The organism is Aquisalimonas sp. 2447, from assembly GCF_012044895.1.
Lineage (GTDB): Bacteria > Pseudomonadota > Gammaproteobacteria > Nitrococcales > Aquisalimonadaceae > Aquisalimonas.
On sequence record NZ_CP050695.1, the window covers coordinates 1,214,079 to 1,238,460 of the forward strand.

The 24,382-nt window shown below is 66.4% G+C and carries 25 protein-coding genes; 17 read left to right on the forward strand and 8 right to left on the reverse strand.

Annotated features, from left to right (window positions below):
- The first annotated feature begins 155 nt into the window (after positions 1-155).
- Positions 156-881, forward strand: coding sequence for a DnaA regulatory inactivator Hda (gene hda, locus KU884_RS05640; protein WP_167781699.1), 726 nt, complete (start codon positions 156-158; stop codon positions 879-881).
- Positions 882-906: 25 nt separating this feature from the next.
- Here the strand turns inward: hda and KU884_RS05645 are convergent, their stop codons facing one another.
- Entirely contained in the window at positions 907-1,260 is a 354-nt protein-coding gene (locus tag KU884_RS05645) for a DUF2069 domain-containing protein (protein WP_167781700.1), read from the reverse strand.
- Positions 1,257-1,913 carry an NAD(P)H:quinone oxidoreductase gene (gene wrbA, locus KU884_RS05650; protein ID WP_254432186.1) on the reverse strand — a complete coding sequence of 219 codons (657 nt, stop codon included), beginning with the start codon at positions 1,911-1,913 and terminating at the stop codon, positions 1,257-1,259. Before wrbA ends, KU884_RS05645 begins: the two co-directional genes overlap by 4 nt.
- Before the next feature lie 175 nt (positions 1,914-2,088).
- Here wrbA and KU884_RS05655 point away from each other — a divergent pair, with 175 nt between their 5' ends.
- The 4 genes from KU884_RS05655 to KU884_RS05670 all read left to right on the forward strand — a co-directional run bounded on the left by KU884_RS05655 (position 2,089) and on the right by KU884_RS05670 (position 4,682).
- Positions 2,089-3,420 (forward strand): virulence factor BrkB family protein, encoded by a 1,332-nt coding sequence (locus KU884_RS05655; RefSeq protein WP_167781701.1) that lies wholly within the window; start codon positions 2,089-2,091, stop codon positions 3,418-3,420.
- Between the two features lie 74 nt (positions 3,421-3,494).
- The gene (locus KU884_RS05660; protein ID WP_167781702.1) at positions 3,495-3,770 is read left to right on the forward strand and encodes an acylphosphatase; all 276 of its coding nucleotides are present in this window, start codon (positions 3,495-3,497) and stop codon (positions 3,768-3,770) included.
- Positions 3,771-3,961: 191 nt separating this feature from the next.
- Entirely contained in the window at positions 3,962-4,288 is a 327-nt protein-coding gene (locus KU884_RS05665) for a cytochrome c (protein ID WP_174813715.1), read from the forward strand.
- A 16-nt stretch (positions 4,289-4,304) separates the two neighbouring features.
- A complete protein-coding gene (locus KU884_RS05670) occupies positions 4,305-4,682 on the forward strand; it encodes a cytochrome c (protein ID WP_254432187.1) in 378 nt (125 codons plus the stop codon).
- A gap of 51 nt (positions 4,683-4,733) precedes the next feature.
- Here the strand turns inward: KU884_RS05670 and KU884_RS05675 are convergent, their stop codons facing one another.
- Both KU884_RS05675 and KU884_RS05680 read right to left on the reverse strand, forming a co-directional pair.
- Entirely contained in the window at positions 4,734-6,140 is a 1,407-nt protein-coding gene (locus KU884_RS05675) for a diguanylate cyclase (protein WP_167781704.1), read from the reverse strand.
- Positions 6,127-7,572 (reverse strand): sigma-54 dependent transcriptional regulator, encoded by a 1,446-nt coding sequence (locus tag KU884_RS05680; protein WP_217351423.1) that lies wholly within the window; start codon positions 7,570-7,572, stop codon positions 6,127-6,129. Before KU884_RS05680 ends, KU884_RS05675 begins: the two co-directional genes overlap by 14 nt.
- 302 nt (positions 7,573-7,874) lie before the next feature.
- On the opposite strand from KU884_RS05680, the gene mobA reads away from it, so the two are divergent.
- Together mobA and KU884_RS05690 are read left to right on the forward strand one after the other, a co-directional pair.
- Positions 7,875-8,432: a molybdenum cofactor guanylyltransferase MobA gene (mobA, locus tag KU884_RS05685; protein ID WP_254432188.1), complete on the forward strand. Its 558-nt coding sequence runs from the start codon at positions 7,875-7,877 to the stop codon at positions 8,430-8,432.
- Entirely contained in the window at positions 8,425-10,812 is a 2,388-nt protein-coding gene (locus tag KU884_RS05690) for a tetratricopeptide repeat protein (protein WP_167781707.1), read from the forward strand. The genes mobA and KU884_RS05690 overlap by 8 nt, the downstream gene beginning before the upstream one ends.
- Before the next feature lie 257 nt (positions 10,813-11,069).
- Here the strand turns inward: KU884_RS05690 and yqeC are convergent, their stop codons facing one another.
- Entirely contained in the window at positions 11,070-11,822 is a 753-nt protein-coding gene (yqeC, locus tag KU884_RS05695) for a selenium cofactor biosynthesis protein YqeC (protein WP_167781708.1), read from the reverse strand.
- Positions 11,819-12,946: a hypothetical protein gene (locus KU884_RS05700; protein WP_167781709.1), complete on the reverse strand. Its 1,128-nt coding sequence runs from the start codon at positions 12,944-12,946 to the stop codon at positions 11,819-11,821. The genes yqeC and KU884_RS05700 overlap by 4 nt, the downstream gene beginning before the upstream one ends.
- 97 nt (positions 12,947-13,043) lie before the next feature.
- Between KU884_RS05700 and KU884_RS05705 the strand changes: the two genes are divergently transcribed.
- Together KU884_RS05705 and KU884_RS05710 are read left to right on the forward strand one after the other, a co-directional pair.
- Positions 13,044-13,538 carry a Mov34/MPN/PAD-1 family protein gene (locus KU884_RS05705; protein WP_167781710.1) on the forward strand — a complete coding sequence of 165 codons (495 nt, stop codon included), beginning with the start codon at positions 13,044-13,046 and terminating at the stop codon, positions 13,536-13,538.
- Positions 13,535-13,840: a MoaD/ThiS family protein gene (locus KU884_RS05710; RefSeq protein ID WP_167781712.1), complete on the forward strand. Its 306-nt coding sequence runs from the start codon at positions 13,535-13,537 to the stop codon at positions 13,838-13,840. Before KU884_RS05705 ends, KU884_RS05710 begins: the two co-directional genes overlap by 4 nt.
- An 18-nt stretch (positions 13,841-13,858) precedes the next feature.
- Here KU884_RS05710 and glp read toward each other — a convergent pair whose 3' ends face one another.
- Positions 13,859-15,136 (reverse strand): gephyrin-like molybdotransferase Glp, encoded by a 1,278-nt coding sequence (glp, locus tag KU884_RS05715; RefSeq protein WP_167781713.1) that lies wholly within the window; start codon positions 15,134-15,136, stop codon positions 13,859-13,861.
- A gap of 49 nt (positions 15,137-15,185) precedes the next feature.
- On the opposite strand from glp, the gene KU884_RS05720 reads away from it, so the two are divergent.
- On the forward strand, positions 15,186-15,401 hold the full coding sequence (locus tag KU884_RS05720; RefSeq protein WP_167781714.1) for a DUF6494 family protein: 216 nt from the start codon (positions 15,186-15,188) through the stop codon (positions 15,399-15,401).
- Positions 15,402-15,461: 60 nt separating this feature from the next.
- Here KU884_RS05720 and KU884_RS05725 read toward each other — a convergent pair whose 3' ends face one another.
- The gene (locus KU884_RS05725) at positions 15,462-16,409 is read right to left on the reverse strand and encodes a helix-turn-helix transcriptional regulator (RefSeq protein WP_167781715.1); all 948 of its coding nucleotides are present in this window, start codon (positions 16,407-16,409) and stop codon (positions 15,462-15,464) included.
- Positions 16,410-16,813: 404 nt separating this feature from the next.
- Here KU884_RS05725 and KU884_RS05730 point away from each other — a divergent pair, with 404 nt between their 5' ends.
- The 7 genes from KU884_RS05730 (at position 16,814) to fdh3B (ending at position 24,324) form a co-directional block, all read left to right on the forward strand.
- Entirely contained in the window at positions 16,814-17,317 is a 504-nt protein-coding gene (locus KU884_RS05730) for a DUF3305 domain-containing protein (RefSeq protein WP_167781717.1), read from the forward strand.
- 4 nt (positions 17,318-17,321) lie between these two features.
- Complete coding sequence (locus tag KU884_RS05735) at positions 17,322-18,041, forward strand: DUF3306 domain-containing protein (RefSeq protein WP_167781718.1); 720 nt, start codon at positions 17,322-17,324, stop codon at positions 18,039-18,041.
- 139 nt (positions 18,042-18,180) lie between these two features.
- Entirely contained in the window at positions 18,181-19,878 is a 1,698-nt protein-coding gene (locus KU884_RS05740) for a 4Fe-4S binding protein (RefSeq protein WP_217351425.1), read from the forward strand.
- A 24-nt stretch (positions 19,879-19,902) separates the two neighbouring features.
- Positions 19,903-20,505, forward strand: coding sequence for a molecular chaperone (locus KU884_RS05745; RefSeq protein WP_167781721.1), 603 nt, complete (start codon positions 19,903-19,905; stop codon positions 20,503-20,505).
- 56 nt (positions 20,506-20,561) lie between these two features.
- Positions 20,562-20,780, forward strand: a complete 219-nt coding sequence (locus KU884_RS05750) for a twin-arginine translocation signal domain-containing protein (protein ID WP_167781722.1) — start codon at positions 20,562-20,564, stop codon at positions 20,778-20,780.
- 44 nt (positions 20,781-20,824) lie between these two features.
- Positions 20,825-23,707: a molybdopterin-dependent oxidoreductase gene (locus KU884_RS05755; RefSeq protein ID WP_167781723.1), complete on the forward strand. Its 2,883-nt coding sequence runs from the start codon at positions 20,825-20,827 to the stop codon at positions 23,705-23,707.
- Between the two features lie 26 nt (positions 23,708-23,733).
- The gene (gene fdh3B, locus KU884_RS05760) at positions 23,734-24,324 is read left to right on the forward strand and encodes a formate dehydrogenase FDH3 subunit beta (protein ID WP_167781724.1); all 591 of its coding nucleotides are present in this window, start codon (positions 23,734-23,736) and stop codon (positions 24,322-24,324) included.
- The last annotated feature ends 58 nt before the right edge of the window (positions 24,325-24,382 follow it).

The window sequence follows — 24,382 nt, forward strand, 5'->3', positions numbered from 1 at the left end:
AGACTACACAAATCCCGTACGTCATTGCCAACGCCAGAGGAGCTGCCGAAAGGTTAGTATTCAGTGTTTCAGTGACGGCGGCCGACGTACAATGGCGGCCTCCATCGGCCGGGCCGAGGGCCCGGACTTGCTGTGCCAGCTCTCCGGAGGTTCGCGTGGGGCCGTCATCGTCATCGTTGCCAATCCAGCTGCCCCTCGGCATTCGCTGGGATGACTCTGCCAGCGTGGAGAGTTTCCTCGCCGGGGACAACCGGCAGGCCGTCGCGGCCGTGGAGCGCCTGCTGGCCGGGGACGAGGTGTCCGTTTACCTGCGCGGGGGGCCGGGCACCGGCAAGAGCCACCTGCTGCAGGCGGCAGCCCGTGCGTGCAGTCAACAGGGTGTGCCGGCCGCCTATCTGCCCCTCGGGGCCGATCTCGGCGGTGGCACCGACGTTCTGGATGGCATGGAGCAGCTCGGCCTGGTGGCCCTGGACGACATCCAGGCCGTGGCCGGTGATTCCGCCTGGGAGGTCGCGCTGTTCCACGCCTTCAACCGCATGCGCGATGCCGGTACACCGCTGCTTCTGGCGGCGGTGGACCGCCCCGAGGCCATCGGTCTGCAGCTCCCCGACCTTCTCTCCCGCCTGCAGTGGGGGCTGATGGAACGGCTGCATCCCATGGACGACGACCAGCGACTGGCCGCCCTGCGCCACCGCGCGGAGCTGCGGGGGCTGGATTTGCCTCCGGAGGCCGGCCAGTACCTGATGCGGCGACAGCCCCGGGATCTGCGTTCCCTGTTTGGCCTGCTGGAGACGCTGGATCGCGCCGCGCTGGCCGAACAGCGCCGGCTAACGGTGCCGTTCATCCGCAAGGTGCTGGAGGCGGAAGGGCAGGCTCTCTGAGGTTCGGCCCGGCGCGTGATGGGGGTCAGCCCTGATCCCGGGTCAGCCGTACATAGAGGACGCAGCCCAGGAACAGCAGCAGGCTCAGCACAATTTCCGCGCCGGCCAGCCAACGGGTGATATCAGGCGAGTTGATGTAGGCCACACCGTGGACGAAATACCCCATGGACAGCAGACTCGTCCAGGCGCAAGTGTACGGTCTGCCGTACAGAATGCCCCGTACCCCCGCGGCCAGTGGTCCCACGGCCAGTAACAGCAGAGGCGCCACCAGTCCCGGGTTTGCCGGGGGAGCCAGCCAGGTAGGCCAGCTCAAAAGCAGGATGATCAGACCAAGGTGGGCGGTGATGGTCAGGCGGTGGGTCAGCCGCACGGAGTTCATGCCTGTCTCCCGTGTGCCAGTGCCGCTGCAGTGACCGCCAGCCTCTGTCCGAGGGCCCGGCACAGGCGCTCCTCGTCCTCCGTGTGGGCGGCATCGCCATCGCTGCCGGCGACATGACTGGCGCCATAGGGCGTGCCGCCGCTGTGGGTGCGGTGCAGTTCCGGCTGTGTATAGGGTAGCCCGGTGATCAGCATGCCGTGGTGAAGCAGGGGCATCATCATGGTCAGCAGCGTGGTTTCCTGGCCACCGTGCAGCGAGCCGGTGGAGGTGAAAGCGGCCCCCGGCTTGCCGGCCAGGGCCCCGCTGAGCCACTGGCCGGAGGTGCCGTCCAGGAAGTGTTTCAGCGGTGCCGCCATATTGCCGAAGCGGGTCGGGCTGCCCAGCGCCAGCGCGTCGCACTGCTCCAGTTCATCGAGGGTGGCGTAGGGCGGTCCGTCCTTCGGCACCGGCGGTGCGGTGGCCTCGGACACCGGCGAGACGGCAGGGACGGTGCGTACCAGCGCTTCGGCTCGGGCGACGGCTTCCACGCCCCGGGCGATCTGGTCGGCCATGTGAGCGGTGGCGCCGTGGCGGCTGTAGTAGAGGATCAGGACGCGGACGGTGGTCATGGGCACATCCGTGGGTTTGCGCGTGTTGGTATTGGAGCGGGGCATTGTACTCACCACGCCTTGAACGTGTGAGACTTCGCGGAACGCGTCGGCGAGACATGACGGCCACCGGCCCTGGGTGCCACACTAGTGTTCCAGATCCCCGCGTGTCGGGGCCAGACCATCGGGCGCGAGGCAGTGTCGGGGGCGATGCAGGGGAGGGACGGCAGTGGCCGGACGCATGAGTGAGCGATTTCCGGACCGTGAGCGGCTCTTGAACGCTGTGCGTGACAGCGGTGCCGAGGTGACCGGGTTCCTGCGCCATGTGGTGCGGCGATTCTTTCAGGACGGGTGTCTGGACAGCGCGGGGACGCTGGCATACACAACGCTGCTGTCGATCGTGCCGCTGTTCGCCGTGGTCTTCTCGGTGATGACCGCATTCCCCGTTTTCGAGGCCTTCAGCGGCCGCATGCAGGACTGGCTGTTCGATAACCTGGTCCCTGCGTCCGGCGAGGTGGTCCAGGACTACATCCAGCAGTTTGCCAACCGCGCCGCCGGGCTGACCGCCGTGGGCCTCATCGGCATCACCGCTGCCGCGATTCTCATGATGGGCGCCATCGACAAGGCCATGAACCGGATCTGGCGGGTGGCCAAGCGACGCTCGCCGATACAGAGTTTCATGGTCTACTGGACGGTGATCACCGTGGGTCCGTTCCTGGTGGCGAGTTCCCTGGTACTGTCGTCCTATCTGGTGGCGCTGGCGGAGTTTACCGATCTGGCGGACGTTGGTGCCGTGCAACAGCGGCTGCTCGCGATTGCGCCGTTCGTCGGCGTGGTCCTGGCCTTCACGTTCCTCTACGCCGCCGTGCCCAACCGCCGGGTGCCGGTGCTGCATGCGCTGGCGGGAGCGGTGTTCGCCGCACTGCTCTTCGAGGTCGCCAAGCGCGGGTTCGCCGCCTTCGTCACCAACGTGCCTACCTACGAGGCAGTCTACGGCGCCCTGGCGGCACTGCCGATATTCCTGATCTGGATCTATCTCTGCTGGGTGGTGGTGCTCCTGGGCGCCGAGTTCACCCAGGCCATTGCCGGTTATCGTCAAGGCCGCGCCGAATCGTTGTCCGATCCGCGCCTGGCGCTGGTGCTGGCGGTGCGGTTGATCGGCGATTTCTGGCGGGCGCAGCAGGACGGCCGCGGCCTGTCACGCCAGGAATTGCTGGATCTTGAGCCGGATGCCACCGAGGCGGCCATTGCCGAGGCGCTCCAGGCGCTGGAGACCACCCGCGCCATCCGTCGTACGGAGGAGGGCGGCTGGGTGCTGGCCCGGGACCCGTCCACATACACACTGCTGGATCTGTACCGCGATTACCCGTTCGTGCTGGCGGACGTGCCCGCGCGCCTGCGCGACCGGGATGCCTGGAACCGGGCCTTGTCACGCACCCTGCGCGAGGCCGTGGGGCGTATCGAGGACATTCTTGACCGGCCGGTGCGGGAGCTGTTCGAGTTGGAGCGGGGGCGGGACGCCCGGGCTGAAACACTGCCCGAGCGCCCCGAGCGCAAAGTCGGAGAAGGATGAGCATGGGACACACTGAATGATTCCCGCCGAGGCTCGCGCGAATGGTTCAGTGTTCGCCTGCAGGGGATGTCGACATGAGCGAGCGCTGTGTGTTGTGCCACGTCGCCGGGCGTGTGCAGGGCGTGTTCTTTCGCGGGAGCGCCCAGGAGGAGGCGCGGCGGCTGGGTCTGCGTGGTTACGCCCGGAATTTGCCCGACGGCCGTGTCCGCATCCTCGCCTGCGGCGATGACCGGAGCCTGGCCGTGTTCCGCGAGTGGGTTGCCGTAGGGCCCCAGGGAGCACGCGTCGACAGTGTGGATTGGCAGGAGGGCGTGGACGAAGAGCCGCCCGCCGGCTTTCAGGTCCGCTGAGCGGGTGACCTGTTCGCGGCCGGGCGATTGGATTCCGTGACGCCATAATGGGTATACTCGGGGCGTCTTTCGGGTCCGCTTTACCGGCGTGACCGATCGTGGAAAGATAGCGACCTGTTTCGGCGCTGGCACGGGGCAGCCTCCGGCGTCGGGGCCGTGACCGAATCAGATCCAGAACAAGAGAGCACTTGATGAGACTCAACACCCTGTTTCTCGGAGCGGCGCTGGGCGCGCTGGCAATGGCGGGCTCGCTGCAGGCGGACGAGGGCGGTGATCCGGTGGTCGGCGAGACCCTGGCCACCACCTGCATGGGCTGTCATGCCGTGGAAGGCGCGCGCAACGCCTACCCGTCCTATCGCGTTCCCAAGATTGGCGGTCAGTACGAGGAGTACCTCGTGGATGCGCTCAAGGCCTATCGCGACGGGGAGCGGCCGCATCCCACCATGCGGGCGCAGGCGCAGACGTTGACCGAGCAGGATATGCGTGACATCGCCGCCTTCTTCGCCCAGGAGCGCTAGGCGACACGAGTGTTGCATGGACTACTCCAGTTACGGACCGCAGAGAACAATGATGAAATACACCCTTGCTACCGCTGCTGGCGCCATTGCCTTGGTCACCTCTGGCGCTGCCCTTGCCATCGATCGTGGTGACCCGTCGGCCGGCGAGCGGATTGCCGAAGATCAGTGCATGGCCTGCCATGCGGTGGACGAGTCCCTGGGCAATCCGGAATGGCCCAAGATTGCCGGCCAGTACGGCAATTATCTGCTCCACTCACTCAGGGAGTACAAGGACGGTACCCGGGAGAATGCGGTGATGCAGGGGCAGGTGGAGGATCTGTCGCTGCAGGATCTGCGCGACGTGGCCTCGTACTATTCCCGCCTGGACGGCGACCTGTACGTCCCCCGGCGCTGACAGGGCGTCGGGTCTCCCGCCGCTGGCGGCTTTGATACGTGTCGCCGGCGCTCAGTCCCCCGAGACCACGCGATTGCGGCCGTCGCCCTTGGCCTGATAGAGGGCGCGGTCGGCGCGGGTGAACAGGGACTGCCAGGCTTCCCCCTGGCCCAGTTCCGCGACACCCACCGACACGGTGACGGGAACCTGCGCTTCCCCGTGGCCGTACTGCGCTGCGGCGACGGCACTGCGCAGTTTCTCGGCGACTCTGTTGGCGGCGCTCCGTGCCGTCTCCGGCAGAATCAAGGCGAACTCCTCACCGCCGTAGCGGGCCACGAAGTCCGCCTGCCGGACCTGACCCTGCAGCAGCTCGGCCACCTGGGTCAGGACGACGTCGCCGGTGGCGTGGCCGTGCCGGTCATTGACCGGTTTGAAGCCGTCGATATCCACCACCAACAGGCTCATCGGTGATCCGTATCGCGCCGAGCGGGTCGCCTCCTCCTGGATTCTGCGATCGAATGCCGCCCGGTTGGCGATGCCCGTCAGCGCGTCCAGTTCAGCCCGCGTCTGCTCTTCCAGCAGCGCCTCCCGCAGGCGCAGTGTTTCCTGCTCTGTCGCCTCAAGCTGCGCATTGAGCGCCTGGTGACGCTCCCGGGCCTGCTGGCGTCGCGATCCCTGGGACTGTCGGTACGAGGTGACTTCCTGGACCAGGGAGTCCAGGTCGGCACTGATGATCCGGTGCGCCTGACGGGGGTCCCCGGTGTCGCGCAGCGCGTTCTGAATGGAGTGCACGCGTTCCTGCACGGCCTGGTCCAGCCGTTGCTCGTCGGCATCCGCTTCCAGGGCCTCACCGTCGTCTGCCCGCAGTACGGCGTGAAGGTCGGCGAGCCGGCGTGATAACTGCACCAGGAACGCCTCCAGTTCGGCCGTCTCGCGCTCGTTGGCTTTCACCAGGACGTCTGCCAGGCGGTTGAGGCAGCCAGCGAGTTCCTCCACCGTGTCGGCCTCCGCCAGGATCCGCCTGAGCTCATCCAGCCGCTCCTGGTACGGTGCCGGCAGATTCAGGCGCGTGGTCATGGTGTCCAGTGGCGGGCGAAACCGTTCCAGCGAGGTATCTGCCGCAGCCGCGTTGTTGTTGGGCGCGCCAGCCTTGCCGAACCAGCGCTGCCACACGCTCCCCGAGCGCGGCGGTGTCCGGGTATCGGCCTGTGCCCGTTCACCGTTCTGGGCCGTTGGCACGTCACCGGCGTCAAGCTCAGCGGCAGCGTCCGCTTCTTCGGTGTCATCCAGGGCGAGCAGCCCGCTTTCCAGCGTGCGAACAGCCGCATCGATGGCTTCCGGTGTGGCCTGGTCGTCACGCAAAGTCTGCCGCAGAGTGTCCAGTGAGCGGTCCAGCACTTCCGAGCGCCCCCGGCTGGCGGTGATCAGGCGCAGGGCCGCCCGCCGCAGGGCCTGCTGCAGGGGCTCATCCTCGGTCATGGTGAGGTGTTCCGTCGCCGGGCGGTTCAGGCGCCTCATCCCACGCCTTGAACTTGCGCTCCAGCGTCTTGCGGGAGACCCCGAGGCGCCGCGCCGCCTCGGACTTGTTCCCCTGGGTGGTGCGCATCACCTTGAGGATGTGCTGCTTTTCCACCTCGGCCAGGGGCATGTCGGCGGGGAAGCCAAGGTCGCTGTGGCTCTCGCCCAGGGAAATCGGGGCATCGATACGCGTCTGATCGAGGCATTCGGCCGCCTGTCGGTTCAGGAGCATCGCGCGTTCGATGAGGTTCTTCAGTTCGCGGACATTGCCTGGCCAGTGATGTTGCTGCAGGCGCTGCAGATCCTCGTCAGTGAAGCGCAACGGCGGCAGCGAGAGCTCGTGAGAGAGATCCTCCGCGAAGCGCTGCGCCAGGTGCGGAATGTCGGGTCGCCGCTCCCGCAGGGGGGGCAGGCTCAGACCGAGCACGTTCAACCGGTAGTAAAGGTCTTCGCGGAAACGGCCGGCGGCAACCTCGTCGGCAATCTGCCGGTTGGTGGCAGTGACGATGCGCGCGTCCACCGGTAACTCCCTCTCGGATCCCACCGGTCGGATGGTTCGCTCCTCCAGGACCCGCAGCAGCTTCGCCTGCATGGGCAGGGGCATCTCGCAGATCTCGTCCAGGAACAGTGTGCCGCGGTTGGCGTGAACGAACAGCCCGTCCCGGGACTGGGTGGCGCCGGTGAATGCACCTTTGACGTGGCCGAACAGCTCGCTCTCCAGCAGTTCCGGCGAGATGGAGCCGCAGTTCACCGGCACGAAGGGCCCCGTGCGGCCACTGAAATAGTGCAGGCAGCGTGCAGCTACCTCCTTGCCTGTTCCCGATTCGCCCTCGAGCAACACCGTGGTGGACCGTGATGCCACGCGGCGTATCAGGCTCAACAGGCCGCGCATGGCTTCGCTGTGGCCGACGATGCCTTCCAGTCCGCGGGCGGGCTTGTCCGCCGGGGAGGCGGGTGCCGCCGGCGTCGGCGCTTCCAGGCAGTCCTCCACTGCGGCGAGCATCTGGTCCATGGAGAAGGGTTTGGAAATGAAGCGCACGTTGGTGAGTTCGGCTGCGTCCCGGGAATCCAGGTCCTCCGGATACGCCGTCATGAGGACAACCGGCGTTGTGACCCCTGCGATTCGCAGCGACCGTACCCAGTCCACGCCGGAGCGGTCAGGCATGCGCACATCAATGATGATGGCGTCGAAGTGGCAGCGTTGCCGCAGTGCCTCCGCGTTGTAGATACTGTCGGCGACCTCGATGAAGGCGCAGCGTTTCGCCAGGGCAAAACGCATGAAATCGCGGATGCTGTGGTCGTCATCCACCACCAGCGCGGCCAGCTGTCGAGATGGCTTTTGATGATCCTGAGTTCTGGTGCCGGACATCACATCGTTCACGGGTTCATTCACGCAGGAAATACCCTCCGGGCTTCAGCGTGTGTCGGGGTGGCGTCGCCGGTGCAGGACGCCCGTTCGTTTGAGACGAAATGCACCACTGTCTCGAAATCTGGTGCGTTGTGACGCAGTTGTTCACCCATCGCGCGCCAGTTTAGTTCATCAGCTCCCCGGAGTCACCCGCTACCGGTCCCTGTTTTCCGTGGCTGGCTGATATGATCGACGTTTCACCACGGGCGAGGCGCAAACGACAGATGCATTCAACGGATCCCGGTCCGGTCACCGGTGTGGTTCTTGCCGGTGGTCGGGCTACGCGCATGGGCGGAACCGACAAGGGGCTTCTGGAGGTGGCCGGCATCGCCATGGTGGACCACGTCCTGCAGCGTCTGCGTCCGCAGACCGAGGCGCTGGTGGTCAACGCCAACCGCAACCATGCAGACTACGCGACGCGCGGTTGTCCGGTGGTGGCGGACGCCTTCGGCGAATTCGCCGGCCCCCTGGCGGGCATGGCGGCGGGGCTTGCAGCGGCGCCCACGGACTGGTGCGTTACCGTGCCCTGCGACTCACCGCTGGTGCCGCAGGATCTTGTCGCCCGGCTGGCCGCTGCCCTCCAGGCCCAGGGGGCGGACCTGGCGGTGGCCGAAGGTGCCGGGCGGATGCAGCCGGTCTTCGCCCTGCTGCCACGGCGTCTGTTGCCGGACCTCCAGGGCTTCCTGGAAGAGGGCGGGCGCAAGATCGACGCCTGGTACGGGCGTCATGCGGTGGCGCGGGCGGATTTCTCCGACAGCGAAGAGGCATTTCTCAACATCAACACACCTGAAGAGCGCGATCAGTTAGAAGGGCGACTGACGCCGGGAGGCAGGGCCGATGTCTGAGCGAGCAGACGCTCCCGACGTGGAGGCCCGCACCCGGGCGGACCATGCCGCCTATGAAGCGCTGCTGGCCGCGGATGAACCACCGAAGGCGTGGTTACGGCGACTGAACCGGCATGCCGCGCGGCAGGATCCGCCACTGGTGGTCGTCGGTGACGGCACCACGGCTTTGCTGGCCGCCTGGGCCCGTCGTTACCGGGACAAGCACCGCGAGGTGGTGCTGTTCACGCACTATGTGGGTTGCACCGGCGAAAGCCGGCTCACCGACCGGCTGGTGGAACGCCTGCTGCTGCGACTCCGTGACGTGGCCGCGCTGCCGGATCCCCTGCCGGCGGATCCGGAGGCCCGCCGGGAGCTACTGCCCAACTGGCTGGCCCGGGCAGCGGCAAGGACGAGGCTGATGCTGGTCCTGGCGGACGTGGACCGGCTCACCGACGGTGACGCTGAACAGGCACTGGACTGGCTGCCGGCGCATCTGCCGCCGGGGGTACGCATTGTCCTCGGTGTGGCGCTGAACGCCCCTGCCGTAACGCAGATGCGCCAGCGCGGCTGGCAGACAGAGGTGCTGTCCGAGGCGGTTGCCGGCAGGCAGGAGCTCCCCGACGGCGTGACACCAGAGACGCTGCGGTTGCTGTGGGCGTGCCGCCGGGGGCTCACTGCCGACGAACTCCAGGCGGCGGGGTATCAGGCGCCGGCTTCGGGGGCGGCAATCTACCGCGCCGAAGAGCGTCTCCAACTGGCCGGCGTCGACGTGCGCGACGCTGTGCGCAAATCGCTGCTGGCGGATGGCGCCGATCGCCAGGCGGCTCACGAGGCGGTTGCCGGGCTGGTTGCCGCCCACCTGGCACCGGAGCGGCGCCTGGACGAACTGCCCTGGCAACTGGCCGCGGCCCGGGACTGGGAGCGGCTGGCCCATGTGCTGGCCGATCCCGCCTTCCTGCAGGCGCTCCTGCGCCAGCGTGACCGCCTGGATCTGTGGCACTACTGGCGCGCCTGGGGCGCCGATGCCGAGCTGGTAGCGTGGTACGCGGAATGCCTGCGCCCCTGGCGGCAAGAGCTGGATGCCGAAACTCTTGCGGATCTGGTCTGTGGTCTCTGCGCGGCATTCCGGGAGGCCGGCCTGGATGGCGACCTGTCACCGTTCATGAACGCGCTTCACGAGCTGACGTCGAGCTTGCCGCCGGCGCTGCATGCCCGGGTGCTGGCGACGCGCGGCGCCTGGCTTGCTGAGCAGGGCGAGGCTGCAGCGGCACTGGAGCCGCTGCAGCAGGCACTGGCCCTGCGCCGTGAAGCTCTGGGTGAAGACCATCCAGAGACGCGCACCAGCCGCCATCAGCTGGCCACCTGGTACGAGGAGCAGGGTGATCTGGATGCTGCCGTAGAGCTGTATCGTGCCGGTCTCACGGCCCGCGAGACCACTCTCGGGGAGCGGGCCCCGGGGCTGATTCCCTACCTGCACAATCTGGGCGCCGTGCTCAAGGCCCGCAATGACTTCGCCGCCGCGAGACCCTGTTTCCGGCGAGCGCTGGAAATCGCCGAGCGCCATTACGGCAATGCCCACCCCACCACCGCTGCGTGCCTGGACAATCTCGCGGGCACGGTCTATGCCGAGCACGATTTCGACCAGGCGGAAACCCTCTATCAACGGGCACTGGGCATCGCCGAGGCGGTGTTCGGCGCCATGCATGCGGCCACGGCGGCGGCGGCCCACAACCTGGGCGCGGTCATGGATGCCCGGGAGGATTTCCGCACCGCCGAGATGCTGTTCCAGCGGGCTCTGGATGTCCGCGAGGAGCTGTTTGGTGCAGAGCACGTGGATACGGCCTCCAGCCTGCACAATCTGGCCGGCGTGAAGGACGCCATGGGCCGTTACGACGACGCCGAGCCCCTGTACCGGCGTGCCGTGGCCAACTGGGAGGCAGTGGTGGGCAAGGAACACACGGCGACGGCCACCAGTGTCAACAACCTGGCTGATCTGCTCCGGGAAACCGGCCAGTTCGGCGAGGCCGAGCAGCTCTACCGGCGCAATCTCGCGACCTGGCGTGCACTCGTGGGTGAGGACCACCCCCATACCCTGATGACGCTCTGCGAACTGGCCGGTCTCCATGCCGAGCAGGGACGGCTGGACGAGGCGGAACCCATGCTCCGCGACGCCGTGGAACGCACCGCCCGGGTTCTGGGTCGGGACAATATGGACCACATCAATGCGGTGACCCGGCTGGCGGGCCTGCTCCGGGAAACCGGCCGCAAGGACGAGGCGCGCAAACTGCTGAAGCAGACCATTACCGCCGCCGAAGGAACCCTGGGCATGATCTCCCCGAAGCTGCAGAAGCTGCGCCGCCACCTGGAGGCGCTGGACGTCGATCCGGATCGCCTGCACTGAGGCGACCGGCTCCACCGATGGGGTGATTCTCGCTGCCCGGCGAACCCGGGTCGTGGCTTGCGCTGGACGGGACGTTGCCGTTGGCTGTCCGTATTGTGCTCGCAGGAGCACCAGGCAGAGCTGGAGGCGAAGTGGGGTGGACTTTCAGGTCCACCATTGCGGGCATCGATGTGCCGCCTTGGCTTGCATGTCGGGAGAAGGTGGACCTGAAGGTCCACGCTACAGCTTCGTCTCCCCCCAGCTGCGCCCGCACGGTTTTACCGACGGATTGTCTCCACCAGCAGTCCCGGGTGACGGAGACTGGTGAGCACCACACGGTCGAAGCGGTCGCTGCCGGCGAGAATATGCCGGGCCACTGCCCGGGCCGCCTCCAGGTCCACGTCGCCGTCCACCATGTTCAGTACCGGGATTGCCGTGACGCCCTCGGTACCGCGCTGGAGGCCTTGCGGATGAGTAAACAGGCGCGCCATGGTGGCCGGGGTCAGGAGCTGTTCCTGTTGCATGCCGGTGACCTCCAGGACCTGCTCCAGCCGGTGCGCAATTCGCTCGTTCACCGGGCGGGCCAGGGCGTGTACCGAGCCCACCAGCAGCACCACGTCGGCACCGGCGGGGATCACCGGTTCGTCCTCCCGCGGGGCCTTGATGCGGCGCATGCGGGCACCGTCAGCCTTGACCACCGTGAGGTCGAATTCACCTGCGCGGTGGATGGCGGTCAGGGTTTCGGCGCTGACTCCGGCCAGGCGCCCGGCCTTGTCCGAGGGCTGCGCATAGAGAACGCGATTGGCCCGATGGCCTGGCACCCGCTCTCGCAGATTGCTCTCGCTGTCCACGATCAGGGCTGCCTCCAGGCGCCGCGGAGGTTCATAGGTGAACACCGTAGCGGTCATCGCCGTGCGCCCGGGGTGGTGCTGCAGTAGATGATAGAGCAGGGTCTTCTTGCCGCCGGCGCCAACCGCGCAGACTATGCCGCGTTCGGCGTTCAGGGCCTCGAGCAGCGGCTGTACCGTCATTTTTGGTCCCCCTCCGGCACAACCCGGGCTTGGACCGAGAGAATGCGCGGCAAAAAGGCGGTCAGGGGCTGCCAGTTCTCGCCGCGGTTGCGGCTGGCAAACAGGTGGCCGCTGGAGGTGCCGAAGTACACTCCGCACTCAGGCAGATCATCCACCGCCATCGCATCCCGCAGCACCGTGACGTACGCGTGCTGCTGGGGCAGGCCGTCGGTGAGCGGCGTCCAGCTGGCACCGGCATCGCCGGTGCGGTAGACGCGCAGGCGACCATCCACGGCGGTGCGCAGGTGATTGCTGTCGATGGGGATGACGTACAGGGAATCCGGCGCATCACGTTCGGTGACCGCAACGTAGCCGAAGTCGCTGGGCAGTCCGGCGGAGATCTCAGTCCAGGAATCACCGGCGTCGTCGCTACGGTAGACGCCGTTGTAACACTGTCGGTAGAGGCGGTCGGAGTTCCTTGGATGGGCCACCAGGCGGTGAATGTTGTGCCCGGTGTGCGGACATTCCTCGGGCAGGTGTTCCGCGCGGACGCCGCGATTGATGGGTTGCCAGGTAGCGCCGGCATCGTCACTGCGGTAGGCACCGCCGGCGGAGACGGCCGCAAACAGACGCCGCGGGTGGTCTGCTGCCACTTGGATGGAGTGGACGAAGAAACCGCCCTTGGCCGGCTCCCATTGGGCACGGGTCGAGTGATGGTTCAGCGCGTCCACTCCGGCCCAGTGGTTGCCGGCGTCGGTGCTGAAGAACAGCCCCGCGGGATCGATGCCGGCGTACAGCATGTCGGGGTCGTCCGCCGGGCCGGGAGCCAGATGCCAGACGGCACGCAGGGCAGAGTCGTGTTCCCCCACCGGGTGCATCGGCGGCTGCGGCAACGGCTCCCAGTGGCGCCCGTCGTCATCCGTGCGGTAGACGTGGGCGCCCCAGATCAGGTGATTGGCCGCGGCATAGCCCCGCCCGGGGCGGCGTGGATCCAGCCAGGCGTGGGTGATTTCGTAGCCGGCGATCAGCGGCCCCTCCATGCGCCATGTCTCCCGGTGCGGGTCGCTCTCAAGGCGAAACAGTCCCTTCTGGGTGCCCACCAGCAGCACGACTCGCGTGCCGCCATCGGGTGCGGTGTGGCGCATGGTTCTCCCCGGGTTGCCTTCGATGTGATGTTCACAACGGTTCGTATTGCACCAGAAACGGCGCCTGCCTGCGATGGCGAGCTGGTACCATACCAGTATGAGCAATGCTGCAGGATCGCCCCCGGGGCGCCAGGTCGGAAAACGGCAAAACCCGGGTGACAATGACGTGGTGCTCAAGCCGGAACTTCAGCACCAGCTTCTGGAGTATGCCAGGGCGAGCTGGCCTGAAGAGGCATGTGGCCTGCTGCTGGGTCGTGGTGACAGGGTCGATGAGCTGGCTCGGTTACGGAATTGCTCCGGCTCGCCGCAAGAGCACTACGCACTGGATCCACTGGACTACATGCACGCCGAGCAACAGTGCGAGAATCGGGGGCTGACCGTGCTGGGAATCTGGCACAGCCATCCGGATTCCGCCGGAGTGCCTTCGGTCACCGACGAGCGTGACGCCTGGCCTGGCTGGCTGTACATCATTGTCGGCCGCCCGCGGGGGGAGGCGCCGGACGTGCGTGGCTGGCGCCTGGATGGCGGACGGTTCAGGCAAGCGGTGCTGCGTTTCGCGGCAAACGATGACACGGCACCAGGATCGCGATGACGACAGTAACAGTACGCATTCCCTCGCCCTTGCGCTCCCACGCGGACGGCCAGGCGGAACTGACGGTCAGCGGTGCCACAGTGGGCGAGATTCTGGTGGAACTCGCGCGGCGGTATCCGGCCCTGGGTCAGCGGCTTCTGACCCCCGAGGGTGCGGTGCGGCCGTACGTGAACCTGTTCGTGGGCGAACGCAATCTCAACGCGCTGGCCGGCCTGGACACCCCGCTCCAGGGCGGCGAAGTGATTTCCGTCCTGCCTGCCGTCGCCGGTGGCCAGAGGGGGAAAGGTATCCGCCGCGCCTGACCGGCCGGCACGACCGCCTTACGCCATCACTCCCTCGAACGGCTGTACTTCCACCAACTCGCCTGCGGGGACGTTGCCGCTGTCGTGGGGGATGACAATAAAGCAGTTGGCCCGGCTCACCGAGCTGAGGATTCCCGAACCCTGGCTGCCCGTGGATGTGACGAACAGTTCGCCGTGGTCGTCGCGCTGCAGGATGCCGCGCTGGAACTCCGTGCGCCCGGGACGCTTGCGCAGCTCTTCGCCGGCACGGACCGGGAAGCCCGTGGGTCGTTCCGGCTCCTCGCCCATGAGCCGTTTCAGGGCCGGCTGCACGAACTGGTACCAGGTGGCCACCACCGAGACCGGATTGCCCGGCAGGCCGAAGAAGCGCGCCTCACCGATGGTTCCGAAGGCCAGGGGGCGGCCGGGGCGCATGGCGATCTTCCAGAAGCCCACCTTGCCGAGCCGGTTCATGATCTGTTTGACGAAGTCTGCTTCACCCACGGAGACACCACCGGAGGTGATAATGGCATCGGCAAAGGATGCCGCGTCGGCGAAGGCGCGCTCCATGGTGTCCGGATCATCGCTGACCACGCCCATGTCTGTGGCCTCGACGCCCAGATGCTGCAGCATGCCGTAGAGGCTGTAGCGGTTGCTGTCGTAGATCTCGCCGGCGCGCAGGGTGCTGCCGGCGGTGCGTAGTTCATCGCCGGTGGAGAAGAAGGCCACCCGCACCCGCCGGTACACCGGCACTTCGACCAGACCCAGGCTGCCGAGCACACCCAGCTCCGCCGGTCGTACGCGTTGGCCCCGGCGCAGCACGACAGCGTCATGGCGCAAGTCTTCGCCGGCGGCGCGGACGTTCTGTCCAGGCGTTTCCCCTGCGGTAATCACCACCTGGTCGCCATCGACCCGTGTGTTCTCCTGCATCACCACGGTGTCCGCACCCGCTGGGATCGGGGCGCCGGTCATGATACGCACGCACTCGCCTTGCTGCAGGGTGGTCTCCATGGCCTGGCCCGCCAGAATGGTGCCGACGCAGCGCAATCCGCTGGTTCCGGTGGCGGGGATGTCGGCGCCGCGCAGTGCGTAGCCGTCCATGGCGGAGTTGTCGTGGAAGGGGACGTTGACCGGGGAGTGGATGTCGTGTGCCAGCACCCGGTCCAGCGCGTTACGCAACGCGACCTGTTCGACGCCGCGCACGGCCTGGATCTCACTGCTGATGCGTGCCCAGGCGGCGTCTACGGACAGGGACTGGGGATCGTGATCGCTCTGGCAGGACTGGTCGTTTTGAACTGTGTGATCGCTTTCGTTCATGATGCGCGTGTAACACCTGAATGGTTGCTAATGGCCAGCGGAGTAGATGATGAGTGATGATGCCCTGAATGTGCAGATCCGGAAATGCCTCAAGCAGTTCGGGGTCACCTCCCAGCAGGAGATTGAGCGGGCCCTGGAGCATGCGCTGGAAAGCGGCTCGCTCAGCGGGGATGAGAATCTGGGGATTCGCATGACCCTGGAAGTGGACGGCCTGGCGCTGAAGCACACGGTTTCCGGGCAGCTGCAGCTGGGCGAGGATTCCTGAACGGTTACTAACCTTCAAGGTTAGTAGTAATGGCCGGCGCTTGTGAGACAGAGCACGAGGTCACGCGGCCCAGATCAGGTGGCCGCTGTCACCGAAGCTGTAACCGCCCAGCTCCCGTGCCCGTTCCTGGCAGGCCGGCTCCAGCAGGGTCTCAAGGATCCGGCGAAGAAGAACCCGGAAGTAGACTCCCCGCGTCATGGCCAGATCCACCGCTTCCCAGCCCAGGGGAATGAAGGCCAGGCCGTGGCTTATGGCGGCGCCCCGACTCCCCGGCGCCGCATCCGCCTCATCCGCGGCGACGCGTGCCGCAGCCTCGCTCTCGGAAAGGGCGGTATGGTGGCTACGGGCGCGGACATGGGCGCTGTTCAAGCCGCGTTCCGCCAGGGCATCCAGCAGAAAACGGTCGCTGCCGGAGCCGTCCTGGCGCATGACCCAGCGTTCCAGGGTTGCGAAGGCTTCCTCTGCATCGCAACGTGCGTCCGGACGAACCATGAGTCCCTGCTCGCGGGCGAAGGCGCGAACCAGGATCCATTCCCGGTGCTGCGGGTGACTCCGCAGTAGCGCGGCATGCCGCCGGTGGCTTTCTGCCAGTGGTCCCCAGTGGATGCTGCACACGTCCGCCCGGCGGCGGGCCAGTTGGCACAGACCCTGGCGCGTCCCGGTGCCGGTGTAGCAGATCAGTGCCTGGTCCCCGGTGGCGGCGGTGACCGCCTCGCTGACAAAACGCAGCAGCGGGTCGCAGCCACCGACCACGGCGATGCGGTCGGTGAGTACCCCCCCGTAACTGGACTCCATCAGCCACTGATCCACCAGGTCTCTGGGAAACAGCCACTTGCCTGTGGCCTTGGTGGCCGGCAGGCGACCCTCGCCGGCCAGCGCGTAGATCTTCTTTTCGTTCAGTCGCAGATAGGCCGCCGTCTCGTGAACGTTCATGAAACGGGGCGGTTCTACGGCAGTGCCCGGTTGCCGCGAGTCAACTGCGGGGTGCCCGGTGGATTCAGGGCTCATGGGACCTCCTGCCTGGCCTCGCCAGTACCGCTGAACGGGGAGCCGCTGAGCAGCGTGCGCGTGGCGCCGCACGCCTGCATGGTGCGGGGCAATTCAAGAACCGTGCCCTCGGGGCGCCTGGCCGCATGGCGGCCAGACAAGCCACAGCGCATGGGGAGGTGGCTGTCCCGGTGGTACCGGTGAACTGGCGAGTGCGAGATGAAATGACCCAGTGGCGAAGGGGATTGGTGCATTGTGTCGCCATGGTTCCGTTCGCCGACGCGCAGGTGTGACGCGTCGCGACCGGCGGACGGTCCTCCTGGACGAAGGGAATCAGAGGCCTGGCCGACGTGGCGCCCGGATGAGGGGCGATGGCACCCTGCTTGCATTGAATAGCTGGAAAGACCGTGCGGTGAGGGCATTCAATGAATTCATTGCAGGAAGGCGCGAAACCGGCGTCCTATCATGGTGTGACGTCCATTCCAGTGGGGCTGATGATGGCCTCGGAGCAGGTCGACGGTCAGTGGCGCTCCCGGGTCGACGGCATCCTCTCCGGCGCCCGCTTTGAAGCGGCGCAACCGCAGCAGGAACTGGTGCGGGATGGTGAAGGCCTGCGCCTCTACCTGTGGAAAGGTTTCCGGCTGCACCTGCGCAAGCGTTACGTGGATGACTACGCGCTCAACATCCGCAATGATCCTCCGGCGGTGTTCGTGGTTGGTCGTTATGCCGCGCCCGGTGAGTTTCAGCCGTTCCTCGTCACCCTGAGCATGGACGAGGCGCAGAAACTCGACGCGCCGGAACTGCGGGATTCCCATGAGCATGTGGTGCAGGCGCCCATGCCACCGGAAATCTACCGTTGGCTGGAGGAGTTCGTGCTGGATCACTATGAGCCGCGCAAGCCCAAGGGTAAACGCCGGCGGGAGGAGTAATGCGATGACGGATCGCCCCCTTACCGACGACGAAAACGGTGGTGCCGTTGGTTTCCTGCAGCGTTGGTCCCGGCGCAAGGTGCATGGGGACGACGTGGAGGAAGCGCAGGAGCATCACGCCGAGGCGAGACCGGCCCCGGAGGATGCCGCAGGTGCGGACGCAGCGCCCGATGACCAGGGAGATGCCCGCATCGATCCGCGTACCGGCAAGCGCTTCGATGAGCTGACTGATGACGACATGCCGGCGCTATCGGAACTGAGTGCGGACTCCGACGTCAGCGCCTTTTTTGCCAAGGGCGTCAGTCAGGCCGTCCGGCTGGCTGCGCTTCGGACGCTGTGGCACTCCGCCAAATTCAACAAGGTGGACCTCATGGCGGAGTATTCCGGTGATTTCACCAACTACGAGAAACTCGGCAACGTCGTGACCCACGACATGCACCGGGCCGTGAAACGGGAGCTGGATCGCGCCCAAGAGCGCCAGGACGCCCTGGAGGCCAGTGCCCGCGAGGATGCGGAGGCCCGGCAGGCCGGCGTTGAGCGTCATGATAAGGCGTCGGATGATGCCCCGGAATCGGACGACCTGGGTCACAATGACCCAGGTGGGTCGCGGCATTCTGTATCAAATGGTCCCGTCGAAGGTGGTGAGAGGCCGCCGGAGTCCGGCGCCGAAGATGCAGAGGAGGCCCGTGAGGAGGAGTCACAAGGCTCCCGAGGGGGCGTATAACACTGTTTCTACGCTGATCCCCGGGAGCGGGTGCCTCAGGCCTGCGACGTTCCCGCTGGGTGCCGTCTGAATTGGTACGCAGCATGCATATTCAAACTGCAGACAGATCACAATAAGGGCGACTACAGCCTGGAGGAGAATGACTAACGAGATGTCGATGTTGCCGACCCTGGCGCTGCGCGATGCAGGCGTTGCCGGTGCCGCCCGGCGCGCTGCCTTGGAAGCGGTGCTTGCCCACGAGGCAGAAGCGACGTCCCTGGTGGGCTATCGCTCAGCGGGTTATGTGCTCATTGTCGGCTCTGCCGTCGACGGTCTGGAGTGCGCGGACCGTCTGCGCGGGCATCTGCACTGCACCGTGCTTGCCGACGCGCCGGCCCCCGGCGAGTTGCCGGACGGAGCCCGGGCCGCGCAGCAGGACGAGCAGCACGTGCGGCTCGTGTACGGGCAGGCGACCGAGCTTCAGGGACATCTCGGGCGGTTCAGTGTCCACCTGGAGACGCCTCAGGGCGAAGATCTGGACCTCGCCGCGCTGACCAACGACGATCATCCCTACTTCGATTTGGTCCTGGACCTGCGCCGGGAGCCGGCTCTGGGCATGGACCTGCCACCCTTCGGTTACTACGCGCCCCGGGGTGATGCCGAGGCGCTGGAGCGGGCGCTGGCGGAAATGCCGGAAATGACCGGGGAGTTCGAGAAGCCGCGGTTCTTCAATTACAGCCCGGATATCTGCGCTCACGGTGACAGCGGTCTCACCGGCTGTACCCGTTGTCTGGACGCCTGTCCCACCGACGCCATCCGTTCCATCGGCGATATGGTGGAGGTGGATCCCTATCTGTGTCAGGGCGGCGGTACCTGTGCGACAGCCTGTCCCACCGGTGCAATTATCTACGCCTATCCGGGCCCCAGGGATACGCTGTCCGCAGTGCGCACCATGCTTGCCCGCTTTCGCGATGGCGGCGGCGAGGATCCCGTCGTCCTTTTCTACGACAGTAGCCACGGACTCGATCTGCTGCGCGAGGGGGCTGCCGAGCTGCCCGAGCAGGTGCTGCCGTTCGCCGTGGAAGAGGTCGGCTCCGTGGGCATGGACACCTGGCTTTCCACCCTGGCCTACGGGGCGGCGCGAGTGGAGCTTCTCGATCATGCCCAGGTGCCGCCCACCGTGCGTGGCGAACTCGAGGCGCAGCTGCTGTTCGCGCGTTCCCTGCTGGAAGGGCTCGGTCATGACACCGGCCGGATCCAGATGCGCTACGGGGAGCTGCCGACGGCGTCGGAATGTGTCAGCGTGCCCCGTGCGCTGCCTGCCGCCACCTTTGAGACGTTCAACGAAAAGCGCGGCACCCTGCGCCTGGCGCTGGACCATCTGCGTGATGTCAGCGGCGGCGCCGCGAAGGCGGTTTTCGATCTGCCCGCCGGCGCACCTTTCGGCCAGGTGCTGGTGGACGAGAACGCCTGCACGCTGTGCATGGCCTGCCCCCAGGTTTGTCCGACCCGGGCCTTGACCGATGCCGGTGACAAGCCGCAGCTGAATTTCACCGAAGATCTCTGCGTCCAGTGCGGACTGTGTCAGACGGCCTGCCCGGAAGATGCTATCACGCTGCAGCCGCGCTTCCTGGCCGACTGGGAGCAGCGCCGGCAGACCCGCGTTGTCAACGAGGAAGAACCGTTCTGCTGCGTGAGCTGCGGCAAGCCCTTCGCCACGCCGAGCACCATCGAGCGGATGCTGAGCCGGCTGGACGGACACCACATGTTCGAAACCGAGGAACAGCGGCGGCGGCTGAAGATGTGCGGTGACTGCCGGGTGAAGGACATGTATGCCGCGGAAATGGACAACGCATGAGCGAAAGGATCAACGGGAGATCGCATGGCTGAATCATCCTCCAATGCACGCCTGAGCCACGAGGATGCCCTGCGCGTCGGCACCTACGGCGTGCTGGGTGCGCTCATGGCGGGGCCGCCCGCGCGGGACCTGCTGGAGCGGCTGTCCACGGCCGGTGGCGAGGAAGGCAGTGACGGTATTGGCAAGGCGTGGTCCGCCGTGGCAGTGGCGGCCCAGCGTGCCGATCCTGCGGAAGTGCGCCAGGAGTATAGCGACGTGTTTATCGGTGTGTCGCAGGGGGAAATCACTCCCTACGCCTCCTGGTACCTCACCGGCTCGCTGATGGAACGGCCTCTGGTGGAGCTGCGCCAGTCCCTAAAGGCGCTGGGCGTGGAACGCCACCGGGGTGTCAAGGAGCCCGAAGACCACGCCGGTGCGCTTCTGGAAACCATGGCGCTGTTGATCAACGCCGACGATGTCTCCTTTGACCGGGAGCAGGCGTTTTTCCAGGCACACCTGGAGCCGTGGCTGAAAGATTGTTTTACGGACGTGCAGGAAGCGGCGTCCGCTGCGTTCTACCGCCCCGTGGGGCTGTTGGGCGCCGAGTTTATGGATCTTGAAACGAAATACTACCGGATGCCCGTGTAAACGGGACTTCCGGACCGGGCACTCCGTGCCAGGGCAGCGTGAGAGAGGAGCAGACCATGAGCAAGACCAACGGCGACTTCAAGGCCGATGCTTCGCGCCGGCGTTTCCTGCGGGGTGTGGCCATGACCGGCGGCGCCGCCGTATTTGCCGCCGGCACCGGTGGCGCCTTCGCGGCGGAAACGGACACGGCGGAAGCCCCGCGCGAGACGGAAGGCAAAGCGGGCTACCACGAGACCAAGCACATCCGTGATTACTACCAGCGCGCGGACTTCTGAAGCGTTGCGGCGACAAACGGGATTCGGAGTGAGGAGAACACACCATGAAATTGGTTAAGAAGCAGAGCACCGGCGGGGCCGCCCCCGCATCAGGGCTGCTTGGCAAGGCCATCAATCGCCGCACCTTCCTCAAGGGGACCGGGCTTGCGGCGGGTGGCGTAGCCGTGGCCGGCATGCTGCCGACGTCGATGGTCAAAAAGGCCCATGCGGCGCGGCCCTACAATCCGCAGGGTGACATCACCGAGGTGAAGACCGTGTGCACCCACTGTTCCGTGGGGTGTGGCGTGATCGCCGAGGTGCAGGACGGCGTCTGGGTCGGCCAGGAGCCCAACCTGGACAGCCCGCTGAACCTGGGGGCGCACTGCGCCAAGGGCGCGTCGCTGCGCAACCACGGTCACAGCACCCGGCGTACCAAGTACCCCATGCGCATGCGCAATGGGCGCTGGGAGCGGATTACCTGGGAAGAGGCCATCGAAGAGATCGGCGACAAGCTGCTGGAGCTTCGCGAGGAGTCCGGTCCGGACACGCTCTGGTTCGCCGGCTCGTCCAAGGCCAGCAACGAGGGCTCCTACCTGCAGCGCAAGTTTGCCGCCTTCTGGGGCTCCAATAACGTCGACCACCAGGCGCGCATCTGCCACTCCACCACTGTGGCCGGCGTTGCGAACACCTGGGGCTACGGCGCCATGACCAACTCGTACAACGACATGAACCACTCCAAGTGCATTGTCATGTGCGGGTCGAATGCCGCCGAGGCCCATCCGGTGTCCATGCAGATGATCCTGCGCGGCAAGGAGAAGGGTGCCAAGCTGATTGTCATGGATCCCCGCTTCACGCGGACCGCGGCGCATTCGGATATCTACGTCCGCATGCGTTCCGGTACCGACGTGCCGCTGATCTGGGGCATTCTCTGGCACATCTTCGAGAATGAATGGGAAGACACCGAATATCTGCAGCAGCGGGTGTGGGGCATGGACCGCGTCCGCGAGGAAGTGGCCAAGTGGACCCCGGATGAAGTCGAGCGGGTGACAGGTGTCTCCGAGGAGGCGCTCTACGAAGTTGCCAAGACCATGGCGGAGAACCGCCCCGGTACCTTCGTCTGGTGCATGGGCGGGACCCAGCACACCATCGGCAACAACTACGTTCGCGCCTACAACTGCCTGCAGCTGGCGCTGGGCAACATCGGCAAGACCGGCGGTGGGGCAAACATCTTCCGCGGTCACGACAATGTGCAGGGCGCCACCGATGTGGGCCCCAATGCCCACATCCTGCCGGGTTATTTCCCGCTCTCCGAGGGTGGCTGGCAGCACTGGGCCCGGGTCTGGGACGTGGACTACGACTACCTGGTCGGCCGGTTCGACGACGGCGAATACGACGATGGCCAGGGCGGCACCATCAAGCCCATGAACAACGTCGGCATCCCGGTGTCCCGCTGGATCGATGGCGTCCTCGAGGATCCGGACAACATCTCCCAGAAGGACAACATCCGCGCGGTGATGATGTGGGGCCACGCCCCCAACTCCCAGTCGCGCGGGCCGGAGATGAAGGAGGCCATGGAGAAGCTGGATCTCCTGGTGGTCATCGATCCCTATCCGACGGTGACGGCGGTGCTGGGCGAGCGGCAGAACAACACCTATCTGCTGCCGGCCTGCACCCAGTTCGAGACCCGCGGTTCGGTGACGGCCTCCAACCGCTCCATCCAGTGGCGTGATCAGGTGATCGAGCCGCTGTTCGAGGGCAAGCCCGACCACACTATCGCCTACCTGCTGGCACGGAAGCTCGGGTTCGCCGACGAGATGTTCAAGAACATCTCCATCGATCATGGCGAAGAGCCCAACGTCGAGGACGTGCTGCGGGAGATCAACAGCGGCACCTGGACCATCGGCTACACCGGGCAGAGTCCGGAGCGGCTGAAGGCGCACATGCGTAACCAGGCCACCTTCGACGTGGAATCGCTTCAGGCCAAGGGGGGCGAGCTGGACGGTGAGTACTACGGCCTGCCGTGGCCCTGCTGGGGCACCGCGGAGATGGGCCATGTCGGTACGCCGAACCTCTATGACACCAGTAAGGCCGTGGCCGACGGCGGGCTCACCTTCCGTGCCCGGTTCGGCACCGAGTACGAGGGCGAGAACCTGCTGGCGGAGGGCTCCTATTCCCTGGGGTCGGAGATCGAGGACGGCTATCCGGAGATCACCGCCGACATGATCCGCCAGCTCGGCTGGTGGAACGAGCTCACCGACGAGGAGAAGGCCGCGGCCGAAGGTCGCGACTGGAAGACGGACCTCTCCGGCGGGCTGCAGCGGGTGGCCATCAACCACGGGCTGGCCCCGTTCGGTAACGCCAAGGCCCGCTGCATGGTCTGGAACTTCCCGGACCCGATCCCGGTGCACCGTGAGCCGCTCTACACGCCGCGCTACGACCTGGTCAGCGACTACCCGACCTACGAGGACCGCCGGGCGTTCTACCGGCTGCCCACACGTTGGGAGTCCATCCAGGCCCAGGACTACTCCGGCGACTTCCCGCTGATCCACACCAGCGGACGTCTCGTGGAGTACGAGGGCGGTGGTGAAGAGACCCGCTCCAATCCCTGGCTTGCCGAGCTCAAGCAGGACATGTTCGTCGAGATCAACCCGGCCGATGCCAACGACGCCGGGGTGCGGGACGGACAAATGGTCTGGCTCGAGGGGCCGGAGGGCGGTCGCATCCGGGTCAAGGCTCTGGTGACGCAACGTGTCGGTCGCGGCACGGTGTTCACGCCGTTCCACTTCGGTGGGCACTTCCAGGGCGAGGACCTCATCGATCGGTACCCCGAGGGCGCAGCCCCCTACGTGCGCGGTGATTCCACCAATACCGCCACCACGTATGGCTATGACTCGGTGACCCAGATGCAGGAAACCAAGACCACGCTGTGCCGCGTGACACCGGCCTGAGCCCGAATTGAGAGGAGAATGCCGTCATGGCAAGAATGAAGTTTCTCTGTGACGCCGAACGCTGCATCGAGTGCCAGGCCTGTGTGACTGCCTGCAAGAACGAGCATGAAGTGCCGTGGGGCGTGAATCGGCGCCGGGTCATCGTCATGAACGACGGTCAGCCCGGCGAAAAAGCCATCTCCGTGGCCTGCATGCACTGTACCGATGCGCCATGCGCCGCGGTATGTCCGGTGGATTGCTTCTACACCACTGCGGACGGGATCGTGCTGCACGACAAGGACCTGTGCATCGGCTGCGGCTACTGCTTCTACGCCTGTCCCTTCGGGGCGCCGCAGTACCCGCAGCAGACGGCTTTCGGCGTCCGCGGCAAGATGGACAAGTGCACCTTCTGCGCGGGCGGGCCGGAGCCGGCCCACTCCCAGGAGGAGCTGACCAAGTACGGCACCAACCGGGTGGAAGAGGGCAAGCTGCCGCTGTGTGCGGAGATGTGTGCCACCAAGGCGCTCATCGCGGGTGACGGCAACGTGATTGCCGACATCTACCGCAAGCGGGTCATGACCCGGGGTGGCCGGCCGCAGACCTGGGGCTGGCAGTCCGCCTACGGTCAGGACGTGTGACGGGGTACCGCCGGGGCTACGGCCCCGGCGGCTCGGCTCGCTGTAGAAGAACAACAGG